This is a genomic window from Burkholderia sp. BCC1638, from assembly GCF_902833195.1.
GTDB classification, from domain to species: domain Bacteria; phylum Pseudomonadota; class Gammaproteobacteria; order Burkholderiales; family Burkholderiaceae; genus Burkholderia; species Burkholderia diffusa.
The window spans coordinates 35,239-51,587 of the sequence record NZ_CADFEC010000010.1; the positions used below are offsets into that span (position 1 = coordinate 35,239).

At 66.3% G+C, this 16,349-nt stretch carries 14 protein-coding genes; 12 read left to right on the plus strand and 2 right to left on the minus strand.

Annotated features, from left to right (window positions below; genetic code table 11):
- Positions 1 to 80: 80 nt before the first annotated feature.
- On the plus strand, positions 81 to 467 hold the full coding sequence (locus HWX22_RS14120; protein WP_006751946.1) for a Rid family hydrolase: 387 nt from the start codon (positions 81 to 83) through the stop codon (positions 465 to 467).
- Positions 468 to 551: 84 nt separating this feature from the next.
- Here HWX22_RS14120 and queF read toward each other — a convergent pair whose 3' ends face one another.
- Together queF and ilvA are read right to left on the minus strand one after the other, a co-directional pair.
- Positions 552 to 1,376 (minus strand): NADPH-dependent 7-cyano-7-deazaguanine reductase QueF, encoded by an 825-nt coding sequence (queF, locus tag HWX22_RS14125; RefSeq protein ID WP_175910647.1) that lies wholly within the window; start codon positions 1,374 to 1,376, stop codon positions 552 to 554.
- Positions 1,377 to 1,388: 12 nt separating this feature from the next.
- Entirely contained in the window at positions 1,389 to 2,912 is a 1,524-nt protein-coding gene (gene ilvA, locus HWX22_RS14130; RefSeq protein ID WP_059820394.1) for a threonine ammonia-lyase, biosynthetic, read from the minus strand.
- 576 nt (positions 2,913 to 3,488) lie between these two features.
- Here ilvA and HWX22_RS14135 point away from each other — a divergent pair.
- The 11 genes from HWX22_RS14135 to aspS all read left to right on the plus strand — a co-directional run bounded on the left by HWX22_RS14135 (position 3,489) and on the right by aspS (position 16,346).
- A complete protein-coding gene (locus HWX22_RS14135; protein ID WP_175915856.1) occupies positions 3,489 to 7,505 on the plus strand; it encodes a DUF3683 domain-containing protein in 4,017 nt (1,338 codons plus the stop codon).
- Positions 7,506 to 7,592: 87 nt separating this feature from the next.
- Positions 7,593 to 8,036, plus strand: coding sequence for an HIT family protein (locus HWX22_RS14140; RefSeq protein WP_044846840.1), 444 nt, complete (start codon positions 7,593 to 7,595; stop codon positions 8,034 to 8,036).
- On the plus strand, positions 8,033 to 8,446 hold the full coding sequence (locus tag HWX22_RS14145) for a DUF971 domain-containing protein (protein WP_011886002.1): 414 nt from the start codon (positions 8,033 to 8,035) through the stop codon (positions 8,444 to 8,446). The genes HWX22_RS14140 and HWX22_RS14145 overlap by 4 nt, the downstream gene beginning before the upstream one ends.
- Before the next feature lie 52 nt (positions 8,447 to 8,498).
- Complete coding sequence (ubiE, locus tag HWX22_RS14150) at positions 8,499 to 9,230, plus strand: bifunctional demethylmenaquinone methyltransferase/2-methoxy-6-polyprenyl-1,4-benzoquinol methylase UbiE (RefSeq protein ID WP_059528209.1); 732 nt, start codon at positions 8,499 to 8,501, stop codon at positions 9,228 to 9,230.
- Between the two features lie 41 nt (positions 9,231 to 9,271).
- Positions 9,272 to 10,306, plus strand: coding sequence for a TIM44-like domain-containing protein (locus HWX22_RS14155; RefSeq protein WP_175915857.1), 1,035 nt, complete (start codon positions 9,272 to 9,274; stop codon positions 10,304 to 10,306).
- A 163-nt stretch (positions 10,307 to 10,469) separates the two neighbouring features.
- On the plus strand, positions 10,470 to 11,096 hold the full coding sequence (locus HWX22_RS14160) for an SCP2 sterol-binding domain-containing protein (protein WP_175915858.1): 627 nt from the start codon (positions 10,470 to 10,472) through the stop codon (positions 11,094 to 11,096).
- A 12-nt stretch (positions 11,097 to 11,108) separates the two neighbouring features.
- Positions 11,109 to 12,686 carry a ubiquinone biosynthesis regulatory protein kinase UbiB gene (gene ubiB, locus HWX22_RS14165; protein ID WP_059528200.1) on the plus strand — a complete coding sequence of 526 codons (1,578 nt, stop codon included), beginning with the start codon at positions 11,109 to 11,111 and terminating at the stop codon, positions 12,684 to 12,686.
- Between the two features lie 17 nt (positions 12,687 to 12,703).
- Complete coding sequence (locus HWX22_RS14170) at positions 12,704 to 13,330, plus strand: SAM-dependent methyltransferase (protein ID WP_175915859.1); 627 nt, start codon at positions 12,704 to 12,706, stop codon at positions 13,328 to 13,330.
- 95 nt (positions 13,331 to 13,425) lie between these two features.
- Entirely contained in the window at positions 13,426 to 13,764 is a 339-nt protein-coding gene (locus tag HWX22_RS14175) for an FmdB family zinc ribbon protein (protein WP_059690654.1), read from the plus strand.
- A gap of 61 nt (positions 13,765 to 13,825) precedes the next feature.
- Positions 13,826 to 14,476: a DUF502 domain-containing protein gene (locus HWX22_RS14180; protein WP_006477842.1), complete on the plus strand. Its 651-nt coding sequence runs from the start codon at positions 13,826 to 13,828 to the stop codon at positions 14,474 to 14,476.
- Between the two features lie 67 nt (positions 14,477 to 14,543).
- Entirely contained in the window at positions 14,544 to 16,346 is a 1,803-nt protein-coding gene (gene aspS / locus HWX22_RS14185) for an aspartate--tRNA ligase (RefSeq protein ID WP_059820390.1), read from the plus strand.
- Positions 16,347 to 16,349 lie beyond the last annotated feature (3 nt).

The window sequence follows — 16,349 nt, forward strand, 5'->3', positions numbered from 1 at the left end:
CGCATCCGCAACCGTGCGTTGCATGGGACCGGCGCTGGCGCTTGCGCGCCGATGCCGGTCGACAATCAAGGAGTGAAACGATGAAGCGATATGGCGTGGGCGAAGCGAAGGGTACCGGCGGCCAGGTGATGCCGTTTGCACGCGCGGTCGAGGCCGACGGCTGGCTGTACGTGTCGGGCCAGACGCCGATGGTGAACGGCGAGGTCGTCGAAGGCGGGATCGTCACGCAGTCGAAGCAGACGATCGAGAACGTGATCGCGATCCTGAAGGAAGCCGGCTACGGCCTCGAACACGTCGTGCGCTGCGGCGTGTGGCTCGACGACGCACGCGATTTCGCGTCGTTCAACAAGGTGTTCGTGTCGTACTTCGGCGAGCATCCGCCGGCACGCGCGTGCGTGCAGTCGAGCATGGTCATCGACTGCAAGGTCGAGGTCGATTGCATCGCTTACAAGGCGCCGGCGAAGTAACGCGTCCGCGCAATCTGCTGCGCACAGTGAAACAGCCCCGTCGGCGCGAGCCGGCGGGGCTGTTTCGTTTCGGGCGGCCCGGTGTTACTGCCGCGCGGTCCGCGCGTTGTCCGGCATCGGCTGGTTGTAGTTCGTGCGGAACGGATTGATGTCGAGCCCGCCGCGGCGCGTATAGCGCGCATACACCGCGAGCTTCACCGGTTTGCACGCATGCAGGATGTCGAGGAAGATCCGCTCGACGCATTGCTCGTGAAACCCCGTGTGGTTGCGGAACGAGATGATGTAGCGCAGCAGCCCCGCGTGATCGATCTGCGGCCCGACGTAGTGAATCTGCACGCTGCCCCAGTCGGGCTGGCCGGTGACCGGGCAGTTCGAGCGCAGCAGGTCGGACACGAGCGTTTCCTCGACCGGCGCTTCGTCCTCGGCCGCCGACAGCAGCGACGGATCGGGTTCGTACACGTCGGTGTCGAGGTCGAGCCGGTCGAGCGACAGCCCGTCGAGCTCCTCCATCTCGAGCTTGCCGAAATCGTGCGGCGACACGAGCTGCACCGACACGCTCGCGCCGCACGCGGCCGACACGTCGCGTTTCAGCACGTCGCGCACGGCGTCGACCGAGTCGAACTTCGATTGCGCGAACGAACCGAGATACAGCTTGAACGACTTCGATTCGACGATGTTCGGCGATTCGGCCGGCACGAAGAACGTCGCGACCGCGAGCTGTGGCTTGCCGCGCGCGTTGAGCCACGACAGCTCGTACGCGTTCCAGATGTCGGTGCCGAAGAACGGCAGCGCCGACGTGATGCCGAGCTGCTCGCGCGCCCCGGCGCGCGGGATCGGGAACAGCAGCGACGCGTCGTACTGCGCTGCGTAGACGGTCGCCTTGCCGAGCGGGGAATGTTCGGGATTCATTGCACGAAGCCTTTACGACAGGAAGAGGCGGTAAGCCGGATTGGCGCTCTCTTCGACATACGGATAGCCGAGCGCAGCGAGGAAGCGTTCGAATTCGGCGCGATCGGCCTGCGGCACCTGCAGCCCGACGAGGATCGAGCTGTAGTCCGCGCCCTGGTTGCGGTAGTGGAACAGGCTGATGTTCCAGTCCGGCGCCATCGACGACAGGAACTTCATCAGCGCGCCCGGCCGCTCCGGGAATTCGAAGCGGAACAGGCGTTCGTCGAGCGCGAGCGGCGAGCGGCCGCCCACCATGTAGCGGATGTGTTCCTTCGACAATTCGTCGTGCGTCAGGTCGACGGTCTTGAAGCCGTGCGACTCGAAGTTCGCGGCGATTTCGGCCGATTCGCCGCGACGCTTGATCTGCACGCCGACGAAGATGTGCGCGGATTGTGCATCGGCGATCCGGTAGTTGAACTCGGTCACGTTGCGATCGCCGACGAGCGAGCAGAAGCGCTTGAAGCTGCCGCGCTCCTCGGGGATCGTGACGGCGAACACGGCTTCGCGCGCCTCGCCGACTTCCGCGCGCTCGGCAACGAAGCGCATCCGGTCGAAGTTCATGTTCGCGCCGGACGTGACCGCGACGAGCGTCTGGTTCTCGATGCCTTCGCGTTCCGCGTAGCGTTTCGCGCCCGCGACCGCGAGCGCGCCGGACGGTTCGAGCACGCTGCGCGTATCCTGGAACACGTCCTTGATCGCCGCGCACAGCGCGTCGGTGTCGACCGTCAGCACGCCGTCGAGGAATTCGCGGCAGAGCCGGAAGGTTTCCTCGCCGACGAGCTTCACCGCGGTGCCGTCCGCGAACAGGCCGACCTCGCTCAGCTCGACGCGCTCGCCCTTCTGCAGCGATTGCGCCATCGCGCACGAATCCTCGGCCTGCACGCCGAATACCTTGATTTCCGGCCGCACCGCCTTGACGTAGGCCGCCACGCCGGCCGCGAGCCCGCCACCGCCGATCGGCACGAAGATCGCGTGAATCGGCCCCTGGTGCTGACGCAGGATTTCCATCGCGATCGTGCCCTGGCCGGCGATCACGTACGGATCGTCGAACGGGTGGACGAACGTGAGGTCGCGCTCCGCCTGCACCTTGACCGCGTGCGCGTACGCATCGCTGTACGACTCGCCCGCCTGAATCACCTCGACGCTCGGGCCGCCGTGCGCGCGTACCGCGTCGACCTTCACCTGCGGCGTCGTGACGGGCACGACGATCACGGCCTTGATGCCCATCCGTGCCGCCGAGAACGCGACGCCCTGCGCATGATTGCCGGCCGATGCCGTGATCACGCCGCGCGCGAGCGCGTCGGCCGGAATGTGCGCCATTTTGTTGTACGCGCCGCGCAGCTTGAACGAGAACACCGGCTGGTTGTCCTCGCGCTTCAGGTAGACGGGGTTGCGCAGTCGGGCCGACAGGTTGCGGGCGGGTTCGAGTTCCGTCTCGAGCGCGACGTCGTAGACGCGCGCGGTGAGGATTTTCTTCAGGTAATCGTGGGATGCCATGGGCGCTCGCGTGCGGTGCGGAAGCAGACGGTAAAGGATCAATGATAGCGCCAAGGGTCCGTCCGCACGCAAGCGGCATGCCGGGCGCGCGGTCGCGGAAGCGCGTCGGCGGGCGTGTTTGCCGCGCGGAGCGTCCCCTTTTTACCGGGTTAACCGCGTGGTTACCGACCGGACGGACGGCGAATGCGGGCGCGAAATCGCGCCGAAGCAGGCCCGGCGCGGGTTGCGGCGAAAGCCCCACGACCTGTCCGGCGTCTCACGGGCGGGCCGATCATGGGTTAGAATTCCGTTTTGAATCAAGGATCGGAAGATGCAGAGGCACCCTCGGATCGCCCCGTTGAAGCCGACGCCGCGCGCAGCCAGCCCCGCGGCGGAGCGGCATGCGCGCCGCGCGCGATCGTGCTGATGGCTCCGAGTGCCGCCAGGCCCCGCCGGCCCGGAACGGTGAGTCCAGACCCGCTCCGGCCCCATGCGAGATAGTCGCGCGCCTGGCACCAGAACAGATTTCCCCAAGATTGCGCCTACGCGCTTGCCGACGCCCGTGCACGGTGTATCGGCCCTCCGAGTCGTCCGAACATGAACGCACCACAAGTTTTCGATCCGCATGGCGCGGCCGCCACCGTCGCCGCCGACCCCGCGCCCCGTCTGCGCGAGATTCCCTACAACTACACGTCCTTCTCCGACCGCGAGATCGTGATCCGCCTGCTCGGCGAGGAGGCGTGGTCGGTGCTCGACGAGCTGCGCGCCGAACGCCGCACGGGCCGCTCGGCACGGATGCTGTACGAAGTGCTCGGCGATATCTGGGTCGTGCGCCGCAATCCGTACCTGCAGGATGACCTGCTCGATAACCCGAAGCGCCGCGCGCTGCTGATCGAGGCGCTGAACCACCGCCTGACCGAGATCGGCAAGCGCCGCCGCGCCGACCTGACCGAGCACCGCGACGACGCGGGCCGCGAACGTGCCGGACGCGTCGAGATGCTGGAAGCCGCCGCGCAGCGCGCGGTCGACGAGTTCGCAGACGAATTCGACAAGATGGCCGACCTGCGCCGCCGTGCGACCAAGGCGCTCGGCCGCTGCACGCAGAAGGACAACATCCGCTTCGACGGGCTGTCGCGCGTGTCGCACGTCACCGACGCGACCGACTGGCGTGTCGAATACCCGTTCGTCGTGCTGACTCCCGATACCGAAGCCGAGATCGCGGGCCTGATCAAGGCGTGCTTCGAACTCGGCCTGACCGTGATCCCGCGCGGCGGCGGTACCGGCTACACGGGCGGCGCGGTGCCGCTCACGCCGTTCTCCGCGGTGATCAACACCGAGAAGCTCGAACAGCTCGGCGCGGTCGAGCTCACCGAACTGCCGGGCGTCGCCCACAAGGTGCCGACGATCTTCTCCGGCGCGGGCGTCGTCACGCGCCGCGTGACGGAAGCGGCCGAAGCGGCCGGCTACGTGTTCGCGGTCGATCCGACCTCGCTGGACGCATCGTGCATCGGCGGCAACGTCGCGATGAACGCGGGCGGCAAGAAGGCCGTGCTGTGGGGCACCGCGCTCGACAACCTGGCCTGGTGGCGGATGGTCGACCCGGACGGCAACTGGCTCGAAGTCACGCGCCATGAGCACAACCAGGGCAAGATCCACGACATCGCGGTCGCGCGTTTCGAGCTGAAGTGGTTCGACGGCGCGTACGCGCCGGGCGAGAAGCTGCTGAAGAGCGAGATGCTTGAGATCGAAGGCCGCCGGTTCCGCAAGGAAGGCCTCGGCAAGGACGTCACCGACAAGTTCCTCGCCGGGCTGCCGGGCGTACAGAAGGAAGGCTGCGACGGGCTGATCACGTCCGCGCGCTGGGTGCTGCACAAGATGCCGGCGCACACGCGCACCGTCTGTCTCGAATTCTTCGGCCAGGCGCGCGAGGCGATCCCGAGCATCGTCGAGATCAAGGATTACCTGTTCGAGACGTCGAAGCAGGGCGGCGCGATTCTCGCGGGCCTCGAGCACCTCGACGAGCGCTACCTGCGCGCGGTCGGCTATGCGACCAAGAGCAAGCGCAACGCATTCCCCAAGATGGTGCTGATCGGCGACATCGTCGGCGACGACGCCGATGCGGTCGCGCAGGCGACGTCCGAAGTGATCCGGATGGCGAACGGCAAGAGCGGCGAAGGCTTCGTCGCGATCAGCGCGGAGGCGCGCAAGCGCTTCTGGCTCGACCGCAGCCGCACGGCCGCGATCGCGAAGCACACCAACGCGTTCAAGATCAACGAGGACGTCGTCATCCCGCTGAACCGGATGGGCGAGTACACCGACGGCATCGAGCGGATCAACATCGAGCTGTCGCTGAAGAACAAGCTGCAGCTGGTCGACGCGCTCGAAGCGTTCTTCCGCGCCGGCAACCTGCCGCTCGGCAAGACCGACGACGCGAACGAAATCCCGAGCGCCGAACTGCTCGAGGATCGCGTGCAGCAGGCGCTGGAGCTGCTCAAGCGCGTGCGTGCACGCTGGGAATTCGTGCGCGACCGGCTCGATCAGCCGCTGCGCGAGGCACAGCACTATCTCGTGCAGCTCGGCTACGAGGCGCTCGCCGAGAAGTTCGCCGATCGCGCGGACGATCAGCCGGGCGCGACCGTGTTCCACGTCACGCAGGACCGCACGGTCCGCATCTCGTGGAAGCAGGAGATCCGCGCGGAGCTGCGCGCGATCTTCAACGGCGGCGCGTTCAAGCAGATCCTCGACGAGGCGCAGGCGATCCACAAGCAGGTGCTGCGCGGTCGCGTATTCGTCGCGCTGCACATGCACGCGGGCGACGGCAACGTCCACACCAACATCCCGGTCAACTCCGACAATTACGAGATGCTGCAGGATGCGCACGCGGCGGTCGCGCGCATCATGACGCTCGCACGCTCGCTCGACGGCGTGATTTCCGGCGAACACGGGATCGGCATCACGAAGCTCGAGTTCCTGACCGACGACGAGATCGCAGAATTCCGCGCGTACAAGCAGCGCGTCGATCCGAACGGCCGCTTCAACAAGGGCAAGCTGCTCGACGGCGCCGACCTGCGCAATGCATACACGCCGAGCTTCGGGCTGATGGGCTACGAGTCGCTGATCATGCAGCAGTCCGACATCGGCGCGATCGCCGATTCGGTGAAGGACTGCCTGCGCTGCGGCAAGTGCAAGCCGGTGTGCGCGACGCACGTGCCGCGCGCGAACCTCCTGTACAGCCCGCGCAACAAGATTCTCGCGACCTCGCTGCTGGTCGAGGCGTTCCTGTACGAGGAACAGACGCGCCGCGGCGTGTCGATCAAGCACTGGGACGAGTTCAACGACGTGGCCGACCACTGCACGGTGTGCCACAAGTGTGCGACGCCGTGCCCGGTGAAGATCGACTTCGGCGACGTCACGATGAACATGCGCAACCTGTTGCGCAAGATGGGCAAGAAGAAATTCAACGCCGGCAATGCGGCCGGCATGTTCTTCCTGAACGCGACCAATCCGCAGACGATCAACGCCGCGCGCAGCGTGATGATGGGCGTCGGCTACAAGGTGCAGCGCTTCGCGAACGACATGCTGAAGAAGGTCGTGACGAAGCAGACCCAGCACCCGCCGGCGACGGTCGGCAAGCCGCCCGTGGTCGAGCAGGTGATCCACTTCGTCAACAAGAAGATGCCGGGCAACCTGCCGAAGAAGACGGCGCGCGCGCTGCTCGACATCGAGGACAACAAGATCGTGCCGATCATCCGCAACCCGAAATCGACGACCGTCGATTCGGAAGCGGTGTTCTACTTCCCGGGCTGCGGCTCCGAGCGCCTGTTCTCGCAGGTCGGCCTCGCGACGCAGGCGATGCTGTGGGAGGCGGGCGTGCAGACCGTGCTGCCGCCGGGCTACCTGTGCTGCGGCTATCCGCAGCGCGGCTCGGGCCAGTACGACAAGGCCGAGAAGATCGTCACCGACAACCGCGTGCTGTTCCACCGGGTCGCGAACACGCTGAACTACCTCGACATCAAGACGGTGGTCGTGTCGTGCGGCACCTGCTACGACCAGCTCGCGGGCTACGAATTCGACAAGATCTTCCCGGGCTGCCGGATCATCGACATCCACGAGTTCCTGCTCGAGAAGGGGATGAAGCTCGACGGCGTGACGGGCACCCGCTACATGTATCACGACCCGTGCCATACGCCGATCAAGACGATGGACCCGGTGAAGCTCGTCAACGAGCTGATGGGTACGGAGAAGGACGGCTACAAGATCGAGAAGAACGAGCGCTGCTGCGGCGAATCGGGCACGCTCGCGGTGACGCGTCCGGACATCTCGACGCAGGTTCGCTTCCGCAAGGAAGAGGAAATCCGCAAGGGCGCCGCGAAGCTGCGCAGCATCCCGGTCGTGGCCGGCGACACGCCGGCGCCGGCCGCGAACGGCCCGGACGTGAAGATCCTGACGAGCTGCCCGTCGTGCTTGCAGGGCCTGTCGCGCTACAACGAGGACGCGAACCTCGAGGCCGACTACATCGTGGTCGAGATCGCGCGCCAGGTGCTCGGCGAGAACTGGATGGCCGATTATGTCGCACACGCGAACAATGGCGGGATCGAGCGCGTGCTGGTCTAATGCGGGCATGACGGCCGCCCGGCCGGGCGAGGGATGAGAGCGGGCGCCTGCGCTGAAGCGCCGGCGCCCGTCTACATGGGAGCGACGATGGAATGCGTGTTTTGCCGTGAAGACGGCGGCGAGGTGCTCTGGCAGGACGATGCGCTGCGCGTCGTGCTTGCGACGGGCGAGCACGACTACCCGGGCTTCTGCCGGGTGATCTGGGGCACGCACGTGGCCGAGTTTTCCGATCTCGGCGAGCCCGAGCGGGCACATCTGATGCGCGTGGTGTACGCGGTGGAGCGGGCCGTGCGCCGCGTGATGCAGCCGAACAAGGTGAATCTCGCGAGCCTCGGCAACATGGTGCCGCACGTGCACTGGCACGTGATCCCGCGCTTCTCCAACGACGCCCATTTCCCGCAGCCCGTCTGGGCGCCGCGCCAGCGCAGCGTGTCCGAGGCACTGCTGCGCACGCGCGCGGCGCAGGCCTCGCTGCTGCACAATGCGGTGCGCGAGGAAATTCAACGCATGACCGATTCGAGGCAGCCATGAGCGGTTTGACTTCCACGACGCCGATTCCGTCCGGCGTCGTCGTGCACGCGGTGTCGCGCGTGCTCGAATTGCAGTACCCGAATGGCGAGAGCTACCGGATTCCGTTCGAGCTGATGCGCGTTTATTCGCCGTCGGCCGAGGTGCGCGGCCACGGGCCGGGCCAGGAGACGCTGCAGACCGGCAAGCGCGAGGTGACGATCACCGCGCTCGAGGGCGTGGGCAACTACGCGCTGCAGCCGACGTTCTCGGACGGCCATTCGACCGGCATCTACTCGTGGGATCTGCTGTACGAACTGGCGACGCAGCAGGACGCGCTGTGGCGCGACTATTTCGACAAACTGAAGGCGGCGGGCGTCGAGCGCGACGCGCCGATGCAGGCGGCTCCCGCGCCGCACGGTCACTGCCACTGAAATCGACGGCGCCCGCTCGGCGCCGTCTTGCCATTTACTGAGGATCAACGCGATGAGCAAAACCCACTTCGGCTTCGAAAGCGTCGAGGAAACCGAAAAAGCGAAGAAAGTGGCGGGCGTGTTCCATTCGGTCGCGAGCAACTACGATCTGATGAACGACCTGATGTCGGCCGGCATGCACCGCGCGTGGAAGGCGTTCACGATCGCCCAGGCGAACGTGCGCCCCGGCTTCAAGGTGCTCGACATCGCGGCCGGCACGGGCGACCTGACCAAGGCGTTCGCGAAGGCGGCGGGCCCGACGGGCGAGGTCTGGCACACCGACATCAACGAATCGATGCTGCGCGTCGGTCGCGACCGATTGCTCGACAAGGGCATCGTGACGCCGTCGCTGTTGTGCGACGCCGAGAAAATTCCCTTTCCCGACAACTACTTCGATGTCGTCACGGTCGCATTCGGGCTGCGCAACATGACGCACAAGGACGCCGCGCTGGCCGAGATGCGCCGCGTGGCGAAGCCCGGCGGCCGCGTGATGGTGCTGGAATTCTCGAAAGTCTGGGATCCGCTGAAAAAAGCGTACGATCTGTATTCTTTCAAAGTATTACCGTGGCTTGGCGACAAGTTCGCGAAAGATGCTGAAAGTTACAAGTATCTTGCTGAATCTATCCGGATGCACCCCGATCAGGACACGCTGAAGACGATGATGGAACAAGCGGGCCTCGATGCCGTCAAATATTACAATTTGTCAGGTGGCGTGGTAGCGTTACACCTAGGAACCAAGTACTAAGGGGTTCTTTCCATACATTCGCCTTACATCTGGAGAAGCTGATGTCCGAATCGCGTTCGTTGTTCAACCGTAGCAAGCCGTCGAAGCCGTGGGCTCGACGGGTCGGCACGCTGCTGATGGTTGGCCTGCTCACGGCCGGCACGTTCGCATCGCTCGACGCTGAAGCCAAGCGCATGGGCGGCGGGCGCAGCATCGGCCGTCAAAGCTCCACCGTCACGCAGCGCCAGGCCACACCGCCCGCGCAGCAGCCGATGCAGCAGGCCGCGCCGGCGCAGGCGCAGCGCGCGAATCCGGCCGCACCGGCTCCGGCCGCGCAGCCGAACCGCTCGCGCTGGCTCGGGCCGATCGCCGGTCTCGCGGCCGGCCTCGGCATCGCGGCGCTGCTGTCGCACTTCGGCCTGGGCGGCGCGTTCGCGAGCATGATGGCGAACGTCATCGTGATCGCCCTGCTCGCGATGGTCGGCATCTGGCTGATCCGCAAGTTCATGAACCGTCGCCGTTCGCACGAACCGGCGTACTCGGTGGGCGGTTCGGCATCGTCGTCGGGCGGCTACTCGCAGAGCCCGTCGTTCCAGCAAGGCGGCACCGGTAACAACTATGCCGGCAGCGGCAGCAGCTATGCGAACGAAGCGCAAGGCGTGTTCGGCGGCGGCGCAGCCGCCGCGGGCGCGGCGGGCGCGATGGCGGCCGCGCCGCTGCAGGTGCCGGCCGGCTTCGACACCGAAGCGTTCCTGCGCAGCGCGAAGGTCTACTTCGTGCGCCTGCAGGCAGCCTGGGACCAGGGCAACCTGGCCGACATTCGCGAGTTCACGACGCCGGAAATGTTCGCCGAGATCAAGATCGACCTCGACTCGCGCGGCAACGAGGCGAACCAGACCGATGTCGTGCAGCTCGACGCGGAACTGGTCGCGATCGAGGATCGCGGCATCGAGCAGTCGGCGAGCGTGCGCTTCCACGGGCTGATCCGCGAATCGGCGAATGCGTCGGCGGCACCGTTCGACGAGGTGTGGAACCTGTCGAAGTCGGGCAGTCAGGGCTGGCTGCTCGCGGGTATCCAGCAGCTCAACACGCACTGAACGTGACCGGCGGCCGGCTTGCCGGCTGCCCGGGCGACGGCCGCCGCACTGCGACCGCTTGCCGCCCGGGTGTGCGGTTGGCCGCGGTCTGCCGACGATCCGACGTTACAATAGAAACCCGCGTGGGCGCCCGGCCCGCGCGGGTTTTTTCTTTCCCAGCCCGATGACCTTTGCCGCCAAGCCTTTTGCTGCTGCTGTCAATCACCTGCTCGCGCGCGAATCGTGGGCGCGCGACCGCCTGATCCCCTACTCGGGCAAGACCGCCCGGCTCGACGTGCCGCCCGTCACGCTCACGCTGCTCGTGCAGCCCGACGGCTATCTGTCCGCCGTGGAAGCGCACGATGCGCAACACGTCGACGTGTCGATCGCGCTCGCGGGCGACACCGTCGCCGCATTCCTGCAGGGCGGCCAGGCGGCCGTGATGAAGCACGTGAAGATCGAGGGCGACGCGGAGTTCGCGACGCAGATCGCGAAGCTGGCCGAGCACCTGCGCTGGGAACCTGAGGAAGATCTCGCGAAGCTGGTCGGCGACGCGGCGGCGCACCGGATCGCGACGGTCGTGCGCGACGCCGGCGCGCGCGCGCGCCGCACCGGCCGCAACGTGCTCGATTCCGTCGCCGAATACTGGCTCGACGAAAACCCGCAAGTCGTCCGGCGCACGGTGCTCGGCGGCTTCGACGCCGAACTGGCGCGCGCGCGCGATGCGCTCGCGCGGGTCGAGAAACGGGTCGAGCGACTCGAACAAAAAATCGGCGCGCGCACGGGCTCCAGCCCGCGCGGCGCGCACTGAGGGCCGCAGGGCATGCGCATTTTCCGTTTCATCAAGATTGTCTACACCGTCATCCGCTTTGGCCTCGACGAAGTGATGCTGTCCCGGATCGACGACCGGCGCGTGAAACTGCTGTTGCGGATCACGACGATCGGCCGCCGCTATTCCGATCCGCCCGCCGTGCGGTTGCGTCACGCGCTCGAAAGCCTCGGCCCGATCTTCGTGAAGTTCGGCCAGGTGCTGTCGACCCGCCGCGACCTGCTGTCGGTCGATTTCGCGAACGAACTCGCGAAGCTGCAGGACCAGGTGCCGCCGTTCGATTCGGCGGTCGCGATCGCGATCATCGAGAAGTCGCTCGGCGCGCCGGTCGACGAGCTGTTCGACGAATTCGAGCGCGAGCCGATCGCGAGCGCGTCGATCGCGCAGGTGCATTTCGCGAAGCTGAAGCAGGGCCCGCACGCGGGCAAGGCCGTCGCGGTCAAGGTGCTGCGCCCGAACATGCTGCCGGTGATCGATTCGGACCTCGCGCTGATGCGCGACATCGCGACGTGGACGGAGCGCATGTGGGCCGACGGCCGGCGCCTGAAGCCGCGTGAAGTCGTCGCCGAATTCGACAAGTACCTGCACGACGAGCTGGACCTGATGCGCGAGGCGGCGAACGGCAGCCAGCTGCGCCGCAACTTCGCGGGCCTCGATCTGCTGCTCGTGCCCGAGATGTTCTGGGATTTCTCGACGTCGCAGGTGCTCGTGATGGAGCGCATGACCGGCGTGCCGATCAGCCAGGTCGAGACGCTGCGCTCGGCCGGCGTCGACATCAAGAAGCTCGCGCGCGAAGGCGTCGAGATCTTCTTCACGCAGGTGTTCCGCGACGGTTTCTTTCACGCGGACATGCATCCGGGCAACATCCAGGTGAGCCTCGATCCGAACACGTTCGGCCGCTATATCGCGCTCGATTTCGGGATCGTCGGCGCGTTGTCGGATTTCGACAAGAACTACCTCGCGCAGAACTTCCTCGCGTTCTTCAAGCGCGATTACCACCGCGTCGCGACGCTGCACCTCGAATCGGGCTGGGTGCCGCCCGAGACGCGTGTCGAGGAGCTGGAAAGCGCGATTCGCGCGGTGTGCGAGCCGTATTTCGACCGCGCGCTGAAGGACATCTCGCTTGGTCAGGTGCTGATGCGCCTGTTCTCGACGTCGCGCCGCTTCAACGTCGAGATCCAGCCGCAGCTCGTGCTGCTGCAGAAGACGATGCTGAACGTCGAGGGGCTCGGCCGTTCGCTCGATCCTGAACTCGACCTGTGGAAGACGGCCAAGCCGTATCTCGAGCGCTGGATGACCGAGCAGATCGGCCTGCGCGGTTGGTACGAGCGCTTCAAGGTCGAGGCGCCGCAGTGGAGCAAGACGCTGCCGCAACTGCCGCGCCTGATCCACCATGCGATGGCGGCACGCCACGACGCGCCGCGCGCGGCGAGCGAGGACCTGATGCGTCAGATCCTCGTCGAGCAGAAACGTACCAACCGGCTGCTGCAGGCATTGCTGATCTTCGGGCTTGCCGTCGGCGTCGGGGCGCTCGTCGCGCGCGTGCTGCTCGCGCTCGCGTACGGCGCATGAACGAAGGGAGCCGCGCGATGCCTGAACCGACACGACCGTCCGCACCGAGCGCCGCCGATTTCGCAACGCGTGACCCCGGCAACGCCGCGTTCTGGGACGAGCGTTTCGCGCGCGGCGTGACGCCGTGGGAATTCGGCGGCGTGCCCGACGGGTTTCGCGCGTTTGCGCAGCGCCTCGAGCCGTGTGCGGTGCTGATTCCCGGCTGCGGCAGTGCGCAGGAGGCCGGCTGGCTCGCGCAGGCCGGCTGGCCCGTGCGCGCGATCGATTTCTCGGCGCAGGCGGTGGCGACCGCGAAGGCGCTGCTCGGCGCGCATGCGGACGTCGTCGAGCAGGCCGATTTCTTCGCGTACCGACCGCCGTTCGACGTGCAGTGGGTGTACGAGCGTGCGTTCCTGTGCGCGCTGCCGCCGAGCCTGCGCGCCGGCTATGCGGCGCGGATGGCCGAATTGTTGCCGGCCGGAGCGTTGCTGGCCGGCTATTTCTTCGTGACGGCGAAACCGAAGGGGCCGCCGTTCGGCATCGAGCGCGCCGAACTCGATGCGCTGCTCGCGCCGCACTTCGAACTGATCGAGGATCTGCCGGTGACCGATTCGCTGGCCGTGTTCGAAGGGCACGAGCGCTGGCTCACATGGCGCCGTCGCTGAAGCCAGGGCGTCGCGGCCGTTGCCGGAGCGCGCCGGGGTTTCGGCTATAATTCAAGGTTTTGCAAGCCGTTTCCAGTTTCTGCGGGAAAAATATCATGCCGATCTACGCCTATCGATGCGAAGCGTGCGGTTTCGCGAAGGACGTGCTCCAGAAGATGAGCGACGCGCCGTTGTCGCAGTGCCCCGAATGCGGGAAGGATGCTTTTCGCAAGCAGGTCACCGCCGCCGGCTTCCAGCTGAAGGGCTCCGGCTGGTATGTCACCGATTTCCGCGGTGGCTCGGGCGGCACCAGCGCGCCGGCGACGGCGTCCGGCGACACGGCGGCAGCACCGGCCGCAGCGCCGGCGGCAGCCGCGCCCGCTGCCGCGAGCTCCGAAAGTACGACGACGAGCGCCGCGCCGGCCCCGGCTGCGGCGCCCGCCGCCGGCAGTTGACCGTCGCGGCCCGGCCGGGCCGCGACCAACCCGCGCTTCCGGCGCGGTTCATTGACGGCAGATGATGAAAAAGACGACCCTGAAAACGGTGTTTCTGACCGGCCTGCTGGTCCTCGTCCCGCTCGCGATCACGCTGTGGGTGCTCGGCCTCATCATCGGCACGATGGACCAGACGCTGTTGCTGTTGCCCGAATCGTGGCAGCCGGAGCGCATGCTCGGCTTCCACCTGCCGGGGATCGGCGCGGTGCTGACGCTCGCGTTCATCTTCGTCGTCGGGCTGGCCACGCAGAACTTCATCGGCCAGAAGCTCGTCACGTGGTGGAACGCGGTCGTGCGTCACATCCCGGTCGTCGGGCCGATCTACACGAGCGTCAAGCAGGTGTCGGACACGCTGCTGTCGAGCAGCGGCAACGCGTTCCGCAAGGCGCTGCTGATCGAATACCCGCGGCGCGGCTCGTATACGATCGCGTTTCTGACGGGCACGCCCGGTGGCGACGTGGTCAACCATCTGACGGAAGAGTACGTGAGCGTGTACGTGCCCACGACGCCGAACCCGACGTCGGGCTTCTTCCTGATGCTGCCGAAGAGCGAAGTCATCGAACTCGACATGTCGGTCGATGCCGCGCTCAAGTACATCGTCTCGATGGGCGTCGTGGCGCCTTCGGCGCCGGCTCCGGCGCCCGCCCGTCGTCCCGTCGAGCCGCCGCTGTAAGTAAAGAATCATCGCCCGGGCCGCGCGTTGCGGCACCCGTTGATCAAACCGAACGAAAGCAAACATCATGTCGATGCGTACTGAATACTGCGGTCTCGTGACCGAACACCTGCTGGGCCAAACCGTGTCGCTGTGCGGCTGGGTGCAGCGCCGCCGCGATCACGGCGGTGTGATCTTCATCGACCTGCGCGATCGTGAAGGCCTCGTGCAGGTGGTGTGCGACCCGGATCGCGCGGAAATGTTCGCGACCGCCGAAGGCGTGCGCAACGAGTTCTGCGTGCAGATCAAGGGCCTCGTACGCAACCGTCCGGACGGCACGGTCAACGCCGGCCTGAAGAGCGGTAAGATCGAAGTGCTGTGTCACGAACTGAACGTGCTGAACGCGTCGGTCACGCCGCCGTTCCAGCTCGACGACGACAACCTGTCGGAAACGACGCGTCTCACGCACCGCGTGCTCGACCTGCGCCGTCCGCAGATGCAGCACAACCTGCGCCTGCGCTACCGCGTCGCGATCGAAGCACGCAAGTACCTCGACGAGCAGGGCTTCATCGACATCGAAACGCCGATGCTGACGAAGAGCACGCCGGAAGGTGCCCGCGACTACCTCGTGCCGTCGCGCGTGAACGCGGGCCAGTTCTTCGCGCTGCCGCAGTCGCCGCAGCTGTTCAAGCAGTTGCTGATGGTCGCGAACTTCGACCGTTACTACCAGATCACCAAGTGCTTCCGCGACGAGGACCTCCGTGCCGATCGTCAGCCGGAATTCACGCAGATCGACTGCGAGACGTCGTTCCTCGGCGAGCAGGAAATCCGCGACCTGTTCGAAGACATGATCCGTCACATCTTCAAGACGACGATCGACGTCGAACTCGACGCGAAATTCCCGGTGATGCCGTACTCGGAAGCGATGGCGCGTTTCGGTTCGGACAAGCCGGACCTGCGCGTGCAGCTCGAATTCACCGAGCTGACCGACGCGATGAAGGATGTCGACTTCAAGGTGTTCAGCACGCCGGCCAACGCGAAGGACGGCCGTGTCGCGGCGCTGCGCGTGCCGAAGGGTGGCGAGCTGTCGCGCGGCGACATCGACGGTTACACGGAATTCGTGCGCATCTACGGCGCGAAGGGCCTCGCATGGATCAAGGTCAACGAGAAGGCGAAGGGCCGCGACGGCCTGCAAAGCCCGATCGTCAAGAACCTGCATGACGCGTCGATCGCGGCGATCCTCGAGCGCACCGGCGCTGAAGACGGCGACATCATCTTCTTCGCGGCCGACCGCGCGAAGGTCGTCAACGACAGCCTCGGCGCACTGCGCCTGAAGATCGGTCATTCGGAATTCGGCAAGGCGAACGGCCTCGTCCAGGCCGGCTGGAAGCCGCTGTGGGTCGTCGACTTCCCGATGTTCGAATACGACGACGAAGATGCGCGCTACGTCGCCGCGCACCACCCGTTCACCAGCCCGAAGGACGAGCACCTCGAGTACCTCGAGACCGATCCGGGCCGTTGTCTCGCGAAGGCGTACGACATGGTGCTGAACGGCTGGGAAATCGGTGGCGGCTCGGTGCGTATCCACCGTGAGGAAGTGCAGAGCAAGGTGTTCCGCGCGCTGAAGATCGGCGCGGAAGAAGCGCAACTGAAGTTCGGCTTCCTGCTGGACGCGCTGCAGTATGGCGCGCCGCCGCATGGTGGTATCGCATTCGGCCTCGACCGCATCGTCACGATGATGGCCGGCGCCGACTCGATCCGCGACGTGATCGCGTTCCCGAAGACGCAGCGTGCGCAGGATCTGCTCACGCAGGCGCCGAGCCCGGTCGACGAGCGTCAACTGCGCGAGCTGCACATCCGTCTGCGTCAGCCGGAACAGCCGAAGGCGTGACGC